Origin of the sequence: Haloterrigena turkmenica DSM 5511, assembly GCF_000025325.1 — an archaeon.
In the GTDB taxonomy this organism is placed as follows: domain Archaea; phylum Halobacteriota; class Halobacteria; order Halobacteriales; family Natrialbaceae; genus Haloterrigena; species Haloterrigena turkmenica.
Genome location: NC_013744.1, coordinates 182,227 through 198,337, shown reverse-complemented (window position 1 = coordinate 198,337; position 16,111 = coordinate 182,227). Strand labels below are relative to the sequence as shown.

The window sequence follows — 16,111 nt, the reverse complement described above, 5'->3', positions numbered from 1 at the left end:
CTCTCCCACGGTGAGCCCCATGCAATTGGAACTGGAACTGAACGGTCGACAGCGGACGTTCGAAGCGGCGAAATCGGACATCCTGCTCGATGTACTACGGCGGAACGGATACACCGGCCCGAAACGCGGCTGCGACACTGGCGCGTGCGGGATGTGTACGGTCCAGATCGACGGCGAACCGGCGATGTCCTGCGTCACGCCGGTCGCGAACGTCGCCGGAGCGACGGTGGAAACGATAGAGGGACTGGGAACGCAGGACGACCTCCACCCGATTCAGCGGGCGTTCGTGGACAACTCGGCGCTCCAGTGTGGCTTCTGTATCCCCGGGATGATCATGCGGTCGAAGGCGTTACTGGAGGAGAATCCCGATCCGACCGAAACGGAGGTGCGAGAGGCGCTGGAAGACAACCTCTGCCGGTGTACCGGCTACAAAAAGATCGTCGAAGCGGTCCTCGACGCCGCGGACCGGATGGACGGTGAGTCTCCCGCGGCGACTGACGGCGGGGAACGCATCCCGTCCCGGACCCCATCGACGTGTCCGCGTGAGGAGGGGCGATCGCGATGAGCAACCTGGAAGAGACGCAGGGACGGAACGATAGACCCGACGGCGTTCGGGCGGAGGAGGTGGCCTCGGAAACGGACGCGTCTCCGGGGGAGGACGAGGTGGCCGAGGACGACCGGAAACCCCGGGAGGAACGCGAACATCTGACCGAGAACGTTGAGAAGGACGACGCGCGGAAAATCGTCACCGGAGAGGCCCGCTACACGGCCGATTACCGCGATCGCTTCCCCGAACTCGCCGAAGGGAAAGTGATCCGAAGCGACATCGCGCACGGCTACGTCCGCGACATCGACGTGAGCGAGGCCGAAGCGATGGACGGCGTCTACGCCGTGATCACCCCGTGGGACGACGTCGTCCCCGATAAGGCGTACTCGAGTTCGGGCCAGTCCTATCCCGAACCGAGTCCCTGGGATCTGCGCGTACTCCGCGAACACGTTCGGTATGTCGGCGACCCCGTCGCGGCGATCGCCGCGAAAGACGCGGAGACGGCCGACCGCGCCGCCCGGACGATCGACGTCGAATACGAGGAGCGAGAGCCCGTCCTCGACCCCGAGGAGGCGATGGAGCCGGACGCTCCACAGTTGTTCGACCCCGCGGAGGTCGAGAACAAACAGCGCGGCGCCGACTACGAGCGAAACCTCGAGTCTCATTTCGAGGGCGAGCGGGGCGATGTCGAGCGGGCGTTCGAACGAGCGGACGACGACCGGGTGATCGAGACGGAGTGGGAGACGCCGTACCAGTCACACTGCGTCCCCGAACCGCACACCACGATCGTCCACACGGACGAGGATGACCGCTACTCGTTTATCACCGCGACGCAGGTCCCGTTCCACACCCGACGCCAGATCGCACACCTGTTCGACGTACCCATCCGCGACGTCCGGGTCACGAAACCGCGCATCGGCGCGGGGTTCGGCGCGAAACAGGAGATGGCGATCGAACCGATCGCGTTCGCGCTCCACCTGGCGGCGGACAAGCCGGTCAAACTGGAGATGACCCGCCGCGAGGAGTTCTACGCGCTCCGGTTCCGCCACCCGATGCGGATGCGCATGCGGACGGCGGTGGACGACGACGGAACGATCGAGGCGATGGATCTGTACGCGCTATCGAACTCGGGGGCGTACGGCACCCATGGGATGACCGTCGCGAACAACGTTGGAACGAAGCCGCTGCCGCTGTATCCGCGCGTTCCGAACGTCCGGTTCGAGGGGGACGTCGTCCACACGAACCTTCCGATGGGCGCGGCGATGCGCGGCTACGGCGCGCCGCAGGGCCACTTCGCGGTTGAGGCGCACATGGACGAGGTCGCTCGCCGGCTCGACCTCGACCCGATCGAATTCCGCGAACGCAATGCCGTTCGCGAGGGCGACGTCGACCGGAACGTCGCCATCCTGAAAGACGACGAGAAGTTCACCCGAGAGATACGTTCTTGCGGGCTCCGCGAGTGCATCGAACGCGGGAAGGAGGCCATCGGTTACGACGACCTCGACCGACCCGAGGAGGCGCACCGCTCCCGCGGCGTCGGCGTGGCGCTCATCGCGCAGGGAAGCGGCGTCGCCGGGAGGGAGCTCGGTGCGGCCCAGATCAAGATGAACGAGGACGGTTCGTTTCACCTCCAGGTCGGCGGCGTCGACACCGGCACCGGCTCCGACACGATGTTCAGCCAGGTCGCCGCGGAGGTTCTCGGGTGCGAGCCGACGGATATCGTCGTGATCTCATCGGACACCGATCTGACGCCGTTCGACTACGGCGCGTACGCCTCCTCGACGACCTACATCAGCGGCCAGGCCGTCAAGGAGGCCGCCGAAGACGCCAGGGAACGGCTGGTACACTGGGGATCGAAGATGCTCGACGAACCCGTCGAGAACCTGCGGACGGGCGACGGCGAGGTGTACAGCGAGGTAACCGACGAGAGCGTTTCGCTGGAGGAGATCGGGTACGAGGCGACCTACGGCCACGACGACCGCGAACACATTCTCGGGAAGGGAAATCACTCGACGGACGAGAGTCCGCCGCCGTACGGCGCCCAGTTCGTCGACGTGACCGTGAACGAGGAAACCGGCGAATACGACATTAATAAGATGGTGTTCGCCGCCGACTGCGGCGTCGCGATCAACCCCGCGCTCGTCGAGGGGCAGATCGAGGGGGGAGAGCACATGAGCCTCGAATTCGCGACCAGCGGCGGACTGACGTTCGACGAGGAGGGGAACCCCGAAGTACTCGGTTTCCGCCAGTACGGCATGCCGCGGACGACGGACCACCCGCCGATGGAGACGATCATCGTCGAAACGCACGAACCGACCGGACCGTTCGGTGCGAAATCGATCGCCGAACTCCCGACGAACGGCGTTCCACCGGCTCTCAGCAACGCCGTCCGAGACGCCGTCGGCGTCCGGGTCAACTCCCTACCCATCACGGCCGACGATATCAAACGGGCCCTCGAGGAACGGGACGGGTAGGAGCCGGTCGACGCGAAGCGGACGTCCGAAACACCAGCTCTCGGCGCGGGTATCGTGATCCGTACTGTTGCCGACCGAACTATTATTATAGAGACACCGCTATGCTAGAGCATGGCTTCCATTGGGTTCCTCCTGACCGGTGGTCCGTTCGACAGCGAACGCTGGCGAACGGCGTACGAACTCGGGAGAGCGGCGCTGAATAAGGGCCACGAGGTCACCTTCTTTCACTACCTCGACGGGGCGCTCGTTCCGGTCGAGGATCAGACGTTCCCGGACTGTTCGGACAGCGGGCTGTACGACGAGATGCCGACGGAGAAGTTTCAGGAACTCGTCGCCGACGGTGCGGAGGTGATCTGTTGCGGCCTCTGCGTCGACGCTCGCGGTATCGACGCGCCGAACGACTACCCGGACGGCGTCGAGGTCGGACTCCTCCCGGATCTGGCGGACATGATCGGTGAAGCCGACCGAGTGATATCGCTATGAAACGCGACGTCGTCGTGTTACTGACTCGAGCGCCGTACGGACGCGTTCACGTCCCGGAAGGGATGCGGGCGGCGCGGGGCGTCGCCGCGGGATTCGACCACCACGACGTCACCGTGGTCTTCACGGAAGACGGCGCGTACGCCGCCCGATCGGACGTGGATCGAGACGCGCTGAACTTACCGGGACACGTCGCCGATCTGCGGGACCAGGACGGAGAGATGATCGTCGACGCCGCAGCGATGGCGGAGAGAGAGATCGCCCACGACGAGATCGCCCACGACGTGAGCGTTCGTTCCGGCGGTGACGTGACGACGCTCATTCGGGAAGCCGATTGCACGCTTGACTTCTGACCATGCTGTACCTGATAGACGAACCCATGGCCGATATCGGACTTCGAACCGCGGCGGACGATCCGGACGCCGCCGTCGTCCTCATCCAGGACGGCGTGTTCCTCTCTCCCGACCTCGGTTCGGAACTCTACGCCGTCGAGAAGGACGTCGACGTACGGGGCGTCGATCTTCCGGACGAGATCGAGCGGATCACGTACGGCGATTTGATAGAGATGATCGTGGAAAACGAGGTGAAAAACTTCGTATGAGCGTGTTCGAGCGAGTCAACGAACTGATCGAGAGCGGCGAGCCCGCCGCGATGCTGACGATCGTGAACAAGGACGGGAGCGCGCCCCGGGACATCGGGGATCGGATGCTCGTCACCACAGACGGCGACTACGGTACGATCGGCGGTGGAACGGTCGAGCACCTCGCCACGGAGGACGCTCGAGCGGTATTGGCGGGGAAGTCCGACGACGGCGTCCGGACGTACGAACTCGAACCCGGCGGTAACACCGGCATGGTCTGTGGCGGGTCGATGGACGTCTTCATCGAACGTATTCGCGGACGGGCGCGCCTGTACATCGCCGGCGCCGGCCACATCAGCGTCGAACTCGCGCCGCTGGCGGAGCGGTTGGGCTACGACGTCACGGTAGTCGACGACCGCGAGGAGTACGCGGACCCGGACGCGTTTCCCGACGACACGGATGTCGTCCACGGGAAGTACGGAGAAGTGCTCTCCGAGCTACCGATGACCGAAGAAACGTCGGTCGCCGTCGCGACGCGGAGTGGCACGTACGATCAACGCGCCGTCGCCGCTGCGCTCGACGGAAACGCCGGGTACGTCGGCCTCGTCGCCAGCGACACGAAGACGGAACACGTCGTCGAGTCGCTCGCCGAAAAGGGGTACAGCCGCCGCGAACTCGCACGGGTCAGAGCACCCGTTGGACTCGATCTCGGTGGGAGCGGTCCGGAAGACGTCGCGCTGGCGATACTCTCGGAGGTGAACATGGACCGATACGGGGTCACCGGACGGCGCGCGACGCGGCTGAATCTCGACGACCTCGTCGTGGTTCGGGGCGGGGGCGACCTCGGGAGCGGAGTCGTCTACCGACTGCACCGGGCCGGCTATCCGGTCGTGGTGACCGAGGTCGAGCGACCGACCGTCGTTCGGCGGGAGGTGGCGTTCGCGACGGCGATGTACGAAGACGACGTATCGATCGACGGCGTCGACGGACGGCGAGCGGCCGACGTGGACGAGGCGATCGGAATCCTCGAGGACGACGCGGTTCCGGTCCTCGAGGACCCCGAGGCGTCGGTCGCGTCGGAGCTCGACGCGGCCGTCGTCGTCGACGCGATACTGGCGAAAGGGCGGCTCGATACGGGTACCCGCCGCGACGACGCGGACGTGGTCGTCGGGCTCGGCCCCGGATTCGAAGCCGGCGAAGACGTCGACGCCGTCGTCGAGACGGATCGGGGGCACGAACTGGGTCGCGTCCTCTACTACGGACGGGCGAGACCGTACGACGGCGAACCGGGCGAACGACGCGGCTTCACGCACGAACGGGTCCTCCGCGCACCGAACGAGGGCCTGTGGGAGCCCGCCGTCGAGATCGGCGACCTCGTTTCGGCGGGCGAGAGCGTAGGTCACGTCGGTGGCAGCGCCGTGAACGCGGAAATCGACGGCCTCGTGCGCGGTCTCGTCCACGGCGGACTCGAGGTCGGCGACGGGACGAAGCTCGGGGACATCGATCCGCGCGGCGACGACGTCGACCCGACGAAAATTTCGGATAAAGCGCTGTGTCTCGGCGGCGGCGTCCTCGAGGCCGTTCTCAAACTCCGCTGACTACCGGCGTCCCTACCGTTCCGCTCGAGCGATCGGCTCTACGGTCGGATCGCGGAGCGAAACGCCGTCGCCATCGGTGACGCGTCCGATCTGACGGTAGAAGACGCCGGCGTCATCGAGGCGCGATTCGAGAGTCGCAGTGTGCGACGGGGGAACCGACAGGAGCAAACCGCCGCTCGTCTCCGCACTTTCGCCGTCCTCGAGGCCGTAGCCGAACAGCGCGGAGAGTCCCTCGGTTCCCTCGATGACGGGCAGACGGGTCACCTCGATCCCGACGTCGGCGTTGTCGGCGAGCACCTCCGCCTGTCCGACGAGGCCGAACCCGGTTATATCGGTCGCCGCGGACGCGACGTCGCGAGCGGCCACTGCGGCGGCACGGTTCGGGGTCGTCATCCAGGCTACCGCTTCGTCGCCGATCGTCCGGACGGAACGTCCCGCGGCCTCCGCGACGACATCGACGAACTCGTCGTCCGAGACGCGCAGCGCTCCCATCGCCGACTGCGTTCCGAGCGGTTTCGTGAGGTAGAGACGGTCACCCGTCGTCGCCCGCTGTGAGGTCAGTAGCTCCTCGGGCGGCGCGGTCGCGGAGACGGCGCCTCCGGCGAACGGCCACGGACTGATGATCGTGTGGCCGCCCGCGACTACGCCGCCCATGCCGTCGATAGCGTCGGCGATGCCGGCCAGGATCATCGGCGCAGCGGTCGTCAGTTCCTGCGGGAGACCGAGGACGGCGAGACAGTCGAGGTTGTCGACGGCCCCCGTGGCGAAGGCGTCGCTCGCGGCGTTACACGCCGCGACGCGGCCGAAGTCGTACGGGTCATCGATGATCGGCGTGAAGAAATCGACCGTCGAAACGAGCGCCAGATCGTCGGTCAGTTGCCGTGCGGCAGCGTCTTCACCGACGCCGAACAGGAGTTCGTCCCGGGATTCGGTCAGGCCCGCCTCTCGAAGGAGGTCGTCGAGGTCGCTCCGGCCGACCTTGCAGGAACACCCGTGAAGGTCGGCGTACTCGGTCAGACGGACGTCCGCGACGTCGGAACGATCGGTCATCGGCTAGGCCTCCGGTATCTCGGCGCCTTCGGTCACCTCGATCCGCAGTTCGAACGCGTCCCCGTCGGTCCCGTCTTCGGTCTTCGCGACGGTGAATCCGCGTTTCCGACACATTCGACAGAGGTTCCGTTCCGCCGGGGGATAATCGCCACGGACCAGCAATCTGTCGCCGACCTCCAGTTCGGAGAGCCGCTTGCGTACGATCAGCGCCGGCCGCGGACAGACTTCTCCGCTGACATCCACGCGCGTCATGCGTCGATGTATGCGAGTGACTCGCAAAACAGTGTCGGCTCAATGTGCCGCGCCGCGGGCGACCCGCGCGGCACAAACCTATTTTCGCTCCCGGGACACAGTGACGGTATGCGACTGTCCGATGCGCTGGGCCTCGGCGACCGGGAGCTCGTTTCGTTCGTCGGCGCCGGCGGGAAGAAGACCGCGATGCACCGACTCGCGACGGAGGGTACCGAACGCGGGTATGACGTCGGGTACACGACGACGACGAAGATGCCGCCGCCCGACCTCCCGCTGACGGTCGCGAACGTCGAGGCGCTGCCGTCTAAGCTCACCGAGACCGAGCCGCCGGTCGCGTTCGCGAGAGACTGGGTTCCCGATCCGGAACGAGTCGCCCGGAAAGTTCGCGGCTTCGATCCGGAACCGCTCGCCTCGATTTTCGACCGCGGGATCTTCGACTGGCTCCTCGTCAAAGCTGACGGGGCTCGAACTCGAGAGTTCAAGGCTCCCGGCTCCGGTGAACCGGTCGTCCCCGACGCGACGACCCGCGTCGTTCCGGTGGCCTCGGTTCTCGCCGTCGGCGAACCGCTGTCGGACGCCGTCGTTCACCGTCCGGAACGCGTCGCAGCGATAACGGGGCTCTCCGTCGGCGACGCGATCACGCCCGAAGCGATCGGTACCGTACTCGCCAGTCCTCGCGGTGGGCTGAAACGCGTTCCGGACGGTGCGGACGTTACACCCGTCGTCAACAAGGCCGATACGCCGGTCCGTCAGGAGACGGCGCGACGGATACTCGAACACGCACTCGAGAGCACGACTCGATTCGCTCGAGGGTTCGTGACGTCGTTCGAACGAGACGTTTGTCTCGCCGTCGAGAGCGACGCCCCGTGACGGCGGATCGGGGAGCGTCCGAGGCGGCGGTCCGGATGCACGTCTCCGGCCGTCGAACCGCAGATTATCGAACCCGAGCGAACGCCGAGGAAAGGCGCCGTCTCACCGTCGCTCGGAGCGCTCTTCGTCGAACGAAACAGCGACGGGAAAAGAATCACTACGGCACGTCACGAACGTGATCGTATGCCAGATCGTTCGGAGCCGAATCCCATTTCCGGCGGCCGGGACGGCGACAGTGAATCGGCAGAAGTTGGCGGAGTGCTCCTCGCAGCGGGCGAGGGAACCCGCTTCGAGGGCGGGAATAAGCTCCTGGCGGAGGTCGAGGGAACACCAATCGTCAGACGGGCGGCAAAGACGCTGTGTCGGTCGTCCGTCGACGATATCGTCGCCGTCGTCGGGCACGAAGCGGACCGAGTGAACGAGGCGCTCACCGATCTGGACCTCACGGTCCGGCCCAACGAAAATTTCGCGGCGGGACAGAGTACGTCGGTCCGGGTCGGCGTCGACGCCGCGGAGAACGCGGACTGGGACGCCGTCGTTTTCATGCTCGGTGATATGCCGTTCGTGTCTCCGACGACCGTCGATACGTTGCGCGCCGCGTACGCGAACGGGGACGGGACGATCGTCGTCCCCACGTACGAGGAACAGCGCGGAAACCCCGTGCTGTTCGGTCGACGGCACTACGACGCTCTGGCGACCGTGTCCGGCGACCGAGGCGGTCGCCGCCTCATCGAGGACCACGCGAACGCCGTCCGCATCGACGTCGACGATTCGGGAGTGAGGAGAGACGTCGATTACCGAGCGGATCTGGAGGAGACCACCGGATGACGTTCCGTCGACCGAGAAACCGATTCCACGCCGGGCACGGCGCCGCCGACTGGAATACCGGCGGGTACGACGACAATCGAACCCGCGTGCCAAATATTGTCACGGGTGTGCGTCGGTGTGGCGGTTAGAGGGACTATATACTTCGCTTACGACGGTACTATCGTCGGTCGCGAGGTACCGTGCAATTACCGGACCGAGAATCGTGAGCGCAGGAGAAACTATGTCAGAAAATGCGAGCGCGGATAGCGGCGCGTCACGGTCGAGTACAGTAGCGGTAACCGAAATCCCCCACGAGGAGCGACGGTCCGTGTTCGAGTACGTGGCCGAACACGGCCCCGTCCGGCCTCGTCGTCTCCAGGAGGAGCTGTTTCCCAACGATAGGCGTGCGTTCCGTCACCACCGTACGTTGCTCGAGCGCGACGGATACCTGGTCGACGAAGGGGACCGGCTTCACGTTACCGGCGACTTGTCCCGATTGGCGGAGACGGAAACGGTCGAGCGTTCGGCCCTCGAGTCGCCCGTCGAGTTTCGGCCGGCGAACGAGAGCGAGTACGCGGAGTTGATCGACGTCGTGCGATCCGTGGCTGGAAAACGGACGCGCGACGGAGCGACGACGGCGACGGTGGCGGACGACGGAACGCTACACCGCTGCGATTCGGAGGGCGTGTGTGCGTTCTACGTGGCGACCGTCGAGAACGAGATCTGTGGGTGGGCGCAGGTCGAGACGACGGCGCAGACGCGAACTCATCACACGGCGACGATCACCGGCGGCGTCGCGGAAGAGCGACGCGGAGCGGGAATCGGGACCGGACTGTTGGAGTACACGCAGAAGTGGGTCGACCGCTGCGGCTACGAGAAACTCTATCAGCACCTTCCCGCCACGAATCAAACCGGTATCGATTTTCTCACCGACCGCGGTTGGGTCGTCGAAGCGACTCGCGACGATCACTATCTGCTGGGAGAGTCCTACGTGGACGACATCATTCTGTCCCGTGCGGTCGACAGCTGAAATTCGACGCGTCGGATTCCACTGAAGCGGCCGAGGACCCCGAACAGGAGTTCTGACAGTGACACAGTATCTCGAACTACGTCACCGTCACGTCCACGTACCGACCGTCCTCGACGTCCACGAGACCGTTGTTCGTGAGCCGGTACGACGGAATTACCTCCAACGCGAGAAAGGAGAGTTCCATCAGTCCGGTATCCGCCATTCCGAGCTCGGCGGCGCGGCTCTCTACGGCCTCGAACCGATCGTAGACGGTTTCTATCGGTTCGTTCGACATCAGCCCGGCGACCGGGAGCGCGAGCGTCGCGAACTCGTCGTCGACAGGATCGTACGCGACGACGCCGCCGTCGATCTCCTCGAGTTCGTTCGCGACCGATGCCATGGAAGCGTGATCGGCGCCGGCAACGACGCAGTTATGGGCGTCGTGAGCGACCGTTGACCCGACGGCACCGCGATCCAGTTCCAATCCGTGAACGAAACCGCGGCCGATACCCCCGTTCTTGCCGTGACGCTCGATGACGGCGAGCGAGAGCAGATCGTCACTCGGTTTCGGAGTCAAGACGCCTTCCTGTACGGGAACCTCGGCGATCATGGGTTCAGTCTGGAGGCCGCCGACGGCATCGATGACGCGGACGCGCTCGGCGCTCCCGTGGTCGTCCGCGACCGTAATAGCGAGATCCGATACCGAAACCGACGGGAACTCGACCGTATCCGTCGGGAGGTCGGTCGAGGCGGGGGCGGTACCGTCGTCCGTGGGGTCCAGCTCGCCGTCGATCAGCACACGGTCGACGCTCCACGTCTTCAGATCCTCGAGGAGCACGAGATCGGCCGGCGCACCCGGTCGTACGCTGCCAAACGGGAGACCGTAACTCTCCGCCGTGTTTATCGTCGCCATCTGTACGGCGTCGACCGGATCGATCCCCTCGCGGATCGCTTTCCGAACGGCGAAGTCGACACCACCCTCGTCGACGATGTCCGTGACCTCGCGGTCGTCCGTACAGAGCGAGAGGCGCCGCGTATCGACGTCTTCCGCGAGTGGGAGGAGTTCGGCGAGGTTCTTGCTGGAAGAGCCCTCGCGCAGGTACACCCGAAGACCGACATCGACTTTCTCTCGGGCCTCGGCGAGCGAGATACTCTCGTGATCGTTGTCCAGATACCGCGCCGCTACCTGTAGGTCGTCGCCCGTGACCCGCGGCATGTGGCCGTCGACGGTCAGTCCTCGCTCCCGTGCGGCGCGAACCTTGGCGTGGACTTCTCCGTCTCCCGCGACTAACCCGGGAACGTCCATTACTTCGCCGAGTGCGACGACGGTCGACTCGTCAAGTAGATCGGTCACCATTTCGGCGGAGAGCGTCGCACCGCAGTCCTGCAGGTCCGACGCCGGGACGCTGGACGGGGCGGTGAATCGGGCCTTCAACGGCGTCCGTTCCGCGTCCCGAATGACGGCGCGGACGCCCTCCGCTCCGACAACGTTCGCGATCTCGTGTGGATCGTGAACGACGCTCGTTACGCCGTTCGGGACGACCGCTTCCGCGTACTGTGGAAGCGTCACCATGCTCGACTCGACGTGCATGTGCGCGTCGATGAGGCCGGGTGCGACGTAGTTCGCGCGCAGTTCGCGTTCGGCAGGACGTTCGTCCAGCGCGACGATGGTCCCGTCATCGATCGCCACGGCGCGATCCTCTAAGTTCCCGGTGTTCACGTTGACCAACGTTCCGCGAACGAGGGTGTCGACGCGTTCAGTCACGATACATCACCCGGCCGTAGAGCGTCTCGCCCACCGCATCTTCGCAGCACCGGCGATAGGACCGTTCGCTGATTGCGACGCGATCGAACTGCATAGTGTACCGTCCAGTTCGACCATCAAATAGATTGTTATGGTGTGGCGTGGCATGGTTCTGGAGACGAACGCTACGTCCGCGTACGGCGGGCGGTCGAGAACGCGAGCGACCGGACCCAGACGGTGATAGAGGGCAGATCCTCCGCTCCAAAAATCGAAGTTGCCGTCTCAATCTTCGGACGGCCCAACGGCATCGGCACCCAGACCGTCGTCGAGATCGTCCGACACGACTGCGTCCTCGATATCGGTCTCCGTCTCGCGCGGTGCCAGCGTGTTGAGCAGGACCGCCGTAATGGCGGTCATGATGATCGCGTTTCCGAAGAAGATCGTCGCCTGGTCCGGCAACGCGCTGAGCGCGTCGGGGCGGACCTCGACGCCCAGTCCGGCCCCGATCGAGGTCGCCATGATTACCATGTTCCGTCGGTTCATCCGTTCGTTCAGGAAGATGAGGCGGAGACCGCTCGCCATCACCATGCCGAACATGACCAGCACGGCGCCGCCGAGTACCGCACTGGGGATGGTCGTCACGACGGCGCTGATTTTCGGAACGAACCCGAGAACCAGCAGTACGCCACCGCTGACGGCGACGACGTAGCGACTCATAACGCCGGTGAAGTTGATGAGGCCGACGTTCTGAGAGAACGTCGTTAGCGGGAACGCGCCGAACAGGGCCCCGATCGAACTGCCGATCCCGTCGACGAAGAGACCGCCCGTCATCTCGTCTTCGGTCGGGGTTCGCCCTTCGGCGGCCGTGATGCCGGAGATGTCCCCGACGGATTCGATCGCCGCCGTGATGTGAATGGCGGTGAACGTCAGGATGGCCACCGGTTCGAAGGAGAACCCGAATCGACCCGGGACGGGAACGGCGAACCAACCCGCGTCCGCGACCGGGGAGAAGTCGACGATACCGATCGCGATCGCAGCTACGTACCCGACCATGAGGCCGATCAAGATACTCAGTATCCGTAAGGTGCCGTCCGAGAAGAGGTTCAGTCCGACGGTTACGGCTATTACGAGCAGTCCCAGTCCGAGGTTGTGGTACGCGCCGTAGTCGGCGGCTCCGGCGCCACCCGCGAGGTAATCCATTCCCACCGGAATCAGGTAGAGACCGATGATCATAACGATGAGACCGGACACTAGCGGTGGGAAGAACCGTTTGACTCGTTTGAACTGCCATCCGATCAGCACCTCGACCAGCGCCGCGACGACGATAGCGCCGAAGACGGCGTCGAGACCGTATTGGCTTCCGATGGCTATCGCCGCGCCGACGAACGCGAAGCTCGTCCCCATCACGACGGGTAAGCGGGACCCGACGGGACCGATGGGGAAGACCTGCACGAGCGTCGCGAGCCCCGAGAACACGAGCACCATCTGAACCAGGAACGCCGTGTCGGCCGAACCGACCCCGACGCTACCTCCGACGATGAGTGCCACCGCCGTCGCCGGAACGATCATGGCCGCTACGTGCTGGACACCCAGGAAGAGCGCCTCGACTGCCGGTGGTTTGTCTTCCAGTCCGTACGCCAATTCGATGGATCCATCCCTCTCTGACATATGCTGTCACGTCACACAAACATGGGTTCACTATAAATAGCTTGTCGAGTGTATTCTTTCCTATATATTATCCCGCCCGTATATCTTCGGGAGCACGACGGAATTGTTCGGATGGTCGAAAACGGTACGCCGGGTCGAGTGACGGTCAAGGAGGTCGCGACGGCAAGCAGTCGGTGAACTACCCCACCCTACTCGCTCACGGCTGACGCCGTTCGCTCCTTGAGGGTGGGGCTTCCTGTTTCCACGACGCGCTTTGCAGGAACCGAATGGGTCCCCGTAGGGAGCGCAGTCTCCACAGGCGTTGATTCGGAGCGTCCCGCTCCTAACTGCTTGATACCGCGAGAAAGAATGTTCCAGGCCGCGTTCCAGTCTCGGTCGGCGGTGAAGCCGCACGACGGACACGAGTGTTCGCGGACCCACAGCGGTTTGTCGGTCGAGACACCGCACGCCGCGCACTCTTTGGTCGTTCCGGCCGGATTAACAGCAACGAAGTGCGTGCCTTCGCGTTCGCACTTGTACTCGAGCATTCGGAGGAACGTCCCCCACGCCGCTCCGGCACGGTTCCGAGAGTTCCCGTCGAGTTCGACCAGACCTTTCGCGTCAAGGTCTTCGACGGCCACGAGGTCGTACTCTCGGGCGTAGTAGTTCGAGAGCTTGTGCAAGAAGTCCCGGCGCTTTCGCTTCAGGTCGGCGTGGCATTCGGCCACGCGACGGCGTTGATTCTCGTAGTTGTTCGAACCGTGCTCTTTGCGTGAGAGTTTCCGTTGCTCGCGCTCAAGTCGGTTGCGTTCGTCCGAGAGGTCAACCGATTCGACGGCTGTTCCGTCAGTATCGTGGGCGTACTTCAGGATACCCACGTCGATGCCGACAACGCCCTCCGGGTTCTCCGGTTTCTTTGGCGGATCGTCTGGCGTTTCGACACCGAACGTAGCGAACCACTCGCCCGTCGGCTCCTTTTTCACCGTCACCTGCTTGATCGTGGCGTCTTCGGGTAGCTCTCGGTGGAAGTGAACGGGTATTTCTCCGATCTTTGAAAGCCGTAGGACAGTCTGACCGCTCGTGTTCTTGAGCTCGAAGCCAGACTGTCGGTACGTGAATGATCGGTACTCGTTCGGTGCTTTCCACTTGAGCAGGCCAACCGAACGACCATTATCCTCCGCGTCTTTGAGTCGTGAGAGGTTGTCGTACAACCGCTCAACGACGTTCTGAAGTGTTCGAGAGTACAGGTCGGTGAGGTCGGTCCACCACTCCTTGATCGACGGGAGTAGGTTGATCTCGTCGTACTTCGTTCCCCCGTCACTGTGATTGAGGCGGTGGAGGAAGTGGTTGTACACTTGCCGACACAGATCACGATGTTGGTCCAACGTCTCTTGGAGGGCGTCGGACGGATCGAGTCTGTACCGGTAATTGTAGTTCATCTACGAACGTTCTTCGATGAGTTCGTCAAGTTTCTCTTGGACGAACGACGAGAGGCTGAGGTGCTGCTCCTCAATCCACTCGTCTTGGTCTTCCCGAATGGTTATGGTCTTCCGTTTCACCGTAATGCACACAATGCACGCTATGCGTAAAACACTACCGGTACTGTTGGCCTGCAACAGAACAGTGCAAGAAACTTGTGCGGCGCTGTATCCCCTCCCTGCTCGCGCCTTCGGCGCTCGCTGAGGAAGGGGTCTTAGCACCTCAATTCAGATAAATCAGCGGTCTCTCAGCTCGTTCCGATGGGAAACTCCCCGTCCGACGGAAGTTCTGTTCGACCGAAAAACGGACGAAAAGGGTTTGTGATAATATGTATAACCCGGTATCATGGGCCACGACCACGAATCGATGCTGTCTCGTTCCGAGGCCGTGGGGGAGGTTCTCGACGTCCTCGACCGAGTGCTGTCGAACCGCGGAACGAGAGAGTTGAGCGTCGGAGACGGCGTAGCCGGACGGTTCCTCGCGGAATCGATAACTGCTCCGCGAGATGTTCCGGCTCACGACCACGCGACCATGGACGGATTCGCCATCGACGCGACCGAGTCGTATCCGTTGACGGTCAGCGACGCGGAGATCTTCCCGGAGGACGAGCCGCCGTCGCTAGCAGACGGGGAGGCCGTCCACATCGCAACGGGGGCGCCGCTCCCGGAGCGCGCAAACGCCGTGCTCAAGATCGAGGAAGCGACCGTCGAATCGGATGAACTCAGGGGGAGCGACCTCGAGCCGGGAACGTACACCTACGAGCGAGGCAGTAACGTGTCAGCCGGCGAAACGCTGTTCCGCGCCGGTGAGCGGATCTCCGCGAAGGATCTAGTCTTGCTCAGAGACCTCGGTATCGAACGCGTCAGCGTGTACGAGCCCTTCTCCGCGGGGTTACTGGCGACCGGGTCCGAGATTCACGAGGGGACGACCGCCGATCTCGACTCGCCGATGCTGGCCGCGCTCGTACGCTCGTGGGGACACAGCGCCACGATCGAGGGAACGGTTCCCGACGAGTACGAGAGGACGAGAGACCGGATCGAACGGGTGGCCCGCGAGCACGACGTGGTCATCACGACCGGCGGAACGAGCGTCGGCGAGAAGGATTACGTTATTCGGGCCCTCGAGGCGTTGGGCACGGTCCGGTTCCATCGCGTCCGGATTCGTCCCGGCAAACCGATCGCGGTCGCACGGCTCCCCGATCACGATGCGGTAGCCTTCGCGATCCCGGGGAAACCGGTCGGCGCGCACACGGTGGCGACGCTCGTCATGCGCTCGTTTTTCGTCGGCGATACGGGACCGGTACCGACGATCGATGCGACCATCACGAGCGACGTCGGTATCGGAACGGCCGGGTTCGAATACGCAGTACCGGTAACGGTAGACGACGGGAACGCGGTCCCCCTGGGTCACGTCGATTCTCCGCTCGAAGTGTACGAGGAGACGTTCGATCCGAGCGTCCTCTCGTCGAGCACGCGTGCGACTCGGGCCGACGGGATCGTCATCACGGAGTCGGACCTCTCGGCCGGAGAGTCGGTTCGCGTGATACCGTATCCGGTCCTCGAGTAAACGGTACT

At 64.1% G+C, this 16,111-nt stretch carries 15 protein-coding genes; 10 read left to right on the top strand and 5 right to left on the bottom strand.

What is annotated here, in order from left to right; all coding sequences use genetic code 11:
* Nucleotides 1-19: 19 nt before the first annotated feature.
* From HTUR_RS19405 to yqeB, 6 genes are all read left to right on the top strand, one after another.
* Complete coding sequence (locus HTUR_RS19405; protein WP_012945040.1) at nt 20-565, top strand: (2Fe-2S)-binding protein; 546 nt, start codon at nt 20-22, stop codon at nt 563-565.
* The gene (locus HTUR_RS19400) at nt 562-3,021 is read left to right on the top strand and encodes a xanthine dehydrogenase family protein molybdopterin-binding subunit (RefSeq protein ID WP_012945039.1); all 2,460 of its coding nucleotides are present in this window, start codon (nt 562-564) and stop codon (nt 3,019-3,021) included. The genes HTUR_RS19405 and HTUR_RS19400 overlap by 4 nt, the downstream gene beginning before the upstream one ends.
* Nucleotides 3,022-3,132: 111 nt before the next feature.
* Complete coding sequence (locus HTUR_RS19395; protein ID WP_012945038.1) at nt 3,133-3,504, top strand: DsrE/DsrF/TusD sulfur relay family protein; 372 nt, start codon at nt 3,133-3,135, stop codon at nt 3,502-3,504.
* Nucleotides 3,501-3,854 carry a DsrE family protein gene (locus tag HTUR_RS19390; RefSeq protein ID WP_012945037.1) on the top strand — a complete coding sequence of 118 codons (354 nt, stop codon included), beginning with the start codon at nt 3,501-3,503 and terminating at the stop codon, nt 3,852-3,854. Before HTUR_RS19395 ends, HTUR_RS19390 begins: the two co-directional genes overlap by 4 nt.
* 2 nt (nt 3,855-3,856) lie before the next feature.
* A complete protein-coding gene (locus HTUR_RS19385) occupies nt 3,857-4,102 on the top strand; it encodes a hypothetical protein (protein ID WP_012945036.1) in 246 nt (81 codons plus the stop codon).
* Nucleotides 4,099-5,679: a selenium-dependent molybdenum cofactor biosynthesis protein YqeB gene (yqeB, locus tag HTUR_RS19380; protein ID WP_012945035.1), complete on the top strand. Its 1,581-nt coding sequence runs from the start codon at nt 4,099-4,101 to the stop codon at nt 5,677-5,679. Before HTUR_RS19385 ends, yqeB begins: the two co-directional genes overlap by 4 nt.
* A 12-nt stretch (nt 5,680-5,691) precedes the next feature.
* Here yqeB and selD read toward each other — a convergent pair whose 3' ends face one another.
* Together selD and HTUR_RS19370 are read right to left on the bottom strand one after the other, a co-directional pair.
* On the bottom strand, nt 5,692-6,729 hold the full coding sequence (selD, locus tag HTUR_RS19375) for a selenide, water dikinase SelD (protein ID WP_012945034.1): 1,038 nt from the start codon (nt 6,727-6,729) through the stop codon (nt 5,692-5,694).
* A 3-nt stretch (nt 6,730-6,732) separates the two neighbouring features.
* Nucleotides 6,733-6,981, bottom strand: a complete 249-nt coding sequence (locus HTUR_RS19370) for a sulfurtransferase TusA family protein (RefSeq protein ID WP_012945033.1) — start codon at nt 6,979-6,981, stop codon at nt 6,733-6,735.
* Nucleotides 6,982-7,089: 108 nt separating this feature from the next.
* On the opposite strand from HTUR_RS19370, the gene yqeC reads away from it, so the two are divergent.
* The 3 genes from yqeC (at nt 7,090) to HTUR_RS19355 (ending at nt 9,688) form a co-directional block, all read left to right on the top strand.
* Complete coding sequence (gene yqeC / locus HTUR_RS19365) at nt 7,090-7,851, top strand: selenium cofactor biosynthesis protein YqeC (RefSeq protein WP_012945032.1); 762 nt, start codon at nt 7,090-7,092, stop codon at nt 7,849-7,851.
* Nucleotides 7,852-8,034: 183 nt separating this feature from the next.
* On the top strand, nt 8,035-8,679 hold the full coding sequence (locus HTUR_RS19360; protein WP_012945031.1) for a nucleotidyltransferase family protein: 645 nt from the start codon (nt 8,035-8,037) through the stop codon (nt 8,677-8,679).
* A 220-nt stretch (nt 8,680-8,899) separates the two neighbouring features.
* Nucleotides 8,900-9,688 carry a GNAT family N-acetyltransferase gene (locus HTUR_RS19355; protein ID WP_012945030.1) on the top strand — a complete coding sequence of 263 codons (789 nt, stop codon included), beginning with the start codon at nt 8,900-8,902 and terminating at the stop codon, nt 9,686-9,688.
* A 76-nt stretch (nt 9,689-9,764) separates the two neighbouring features.
* On the opposite strand, the gene ade is transcribed toward HTUR_RS19355, so the two are convergent.
* The 3 genes from ade to HTUR_RS19340 all read right to left on the bottom strand — a co-directional run bounded on the left by ade (nt 9,765) and on the right by HTUR_RS19340 (nt 14,497).
* On the bottom strand, nt 9,765-11,432 hold the full coding sequence (gene ade / locus HTUR_RS19350; protein ID WP_012945029.1) for an adenine deaminase: 1,668 nt from the start codon (nt 11,430-11,432) through the stop codon (nt 9,765-9,767).
* A 261-nt stretch (nt 11,433-11,693) separates the two neighbouring features.
* Nucleotides 11,694-13,079, bottom strand: coding sequence for a uracil-xanthine permease family protein (locus HTUR_RS19345; protein ID WP_012945027.1), 1,386 nt, complete (start codon nt 13,077-13,079; stop codon nt 11,694-11,696).
* Nucleotides 13,080-13,267: 188 nt separating this feature from the next.
* On the bottom strand, nt 13,268-14,497 hold the full coding sequence (locus HTUR_RS19340; RefSeq protein ID WP_012945026.1) for an RNA-guided endonuclease InsQ/TnpB family protein: 1,230 nt from the start codon (nt 14,495-14,497) through the stop codon (nt 13,268-13,270).
* A 385-nt stretch (nt 14,498-14,882) separates the two neighbouring features.
* Here HTUR_RS19340 and HTUR_RS19335 point away from each other — a divergent pair, with 385 nt between their 5' ends.
* Nucleotides 14,883-16,103 (top strand): molybdopterin molybdotransferase MoeA, encoded by a 1,221-nt coding sequence (locus HTUR_RS19335; RefSeq protein WP_012945024.1) that lies wholly within the window; start codon nt 14,883-14,885, stop codon nt 16,101-16,103.
* Nucleotides 16,104-16,111: the final 8 nt, after the last annotated feature.

Bases quoted from the DNA above. Each gene is read 5' to 3' on its own strand.
- HTUR_RS19405 (WP_012945040.1), top strand. From the start codon at position 20: ATGCAATTGGAACTGGAACTGAACGGTCGACAGCGGACGTTCGAAGCG.
- HTUR_RS19400 (WP_012945039.1), top strand. From the start codon at position 562: ATGAGCAACCTGGAAGAGACGCAGGGACGGAACGATAGACCCGACGGC.
- HTUR_RS19395 (WP_012945038.1), top strand. From the start codon at position 3,133: ATGGCTTCCATTGGGTTCCTCCTGACCGGTGGTCCGTTCGACAGCGAA.
- HTUR_RS19390 (WP_012945037.1), top strand. From the start codon at position 3,501: ATGAAACGCGACGTCGTCGTGTTACTGACTCGAGCGCCGTACGGACGC.
- HTUR_RS19385 (WP_012945036.1), top strand. From the start codon at position 3,857: ATGCTGTACCTGATAGACGAACCCATGGCCGATATCGGACTTCGAACC.
- yqeB (WP_012945035.1), top strand. From the start codon at position 4,099: ATGAGCGTGTTCGAGCGAGTCAACGAACTGATCGAGAGCGGCGAGCCC.
- selD (WP_012945034.1), bottom strand. From the start codon at position 6,729: ATGACCGATCGTTCCGACGTCGCGGACGTCCGTCTGACCGAGTACGCC.
- HTUR_RS19370 (WP_012945033.1), bottom strand. From the start codon at position 6,981: ATGACGCGCGTGGATGTCAGCGGAGAAGTCTGTCCGCGGCCGGCGCTG.
- yqeC (WP_012945032.1), top strand. From the start codon at position 7,090: ATGCGACTGTCCGATGCGCTGGGCCTCGGCGACCGGGAGCTCGTTTCG.
- HTUR_RS19360 (WP_012945031.1), top strand. From the start codon at position 8,035: ATGCCAGATCGTTCGGAGCCGAATCCCATTTCCGGCGGCCGGGACGGC.
- HTUR_RS19355 (WP_012945030.1), top strand. From the start codon at position 8,900: ATGTCAGAAAATGCGAGCGCGGATAGCGGCGCGTCACGGTCGAGTACA.
- HTUR_RS19345 (WP_012945027.1), bottom strand. From the start codon at position 13,079: ATGTCAGAGAGGGATGGATCCATCGAATTGGCGTACGGACTGGAAGAC.
- HTUR_RS19340 (WP_012945026.1), bottom strand. From the start codon at position 14,497: ATGAACTACAATTACCGGTACAGACTCGATCCGTCCGACGCCCTCCAA.
- HTUR_RS19335 (WP_012945024.1), top strand. From the start codon at position 14,883: ATGGGCCACGACCACGAATCGATGCTGTCTCGTTCCGAGGCCGTGGGG.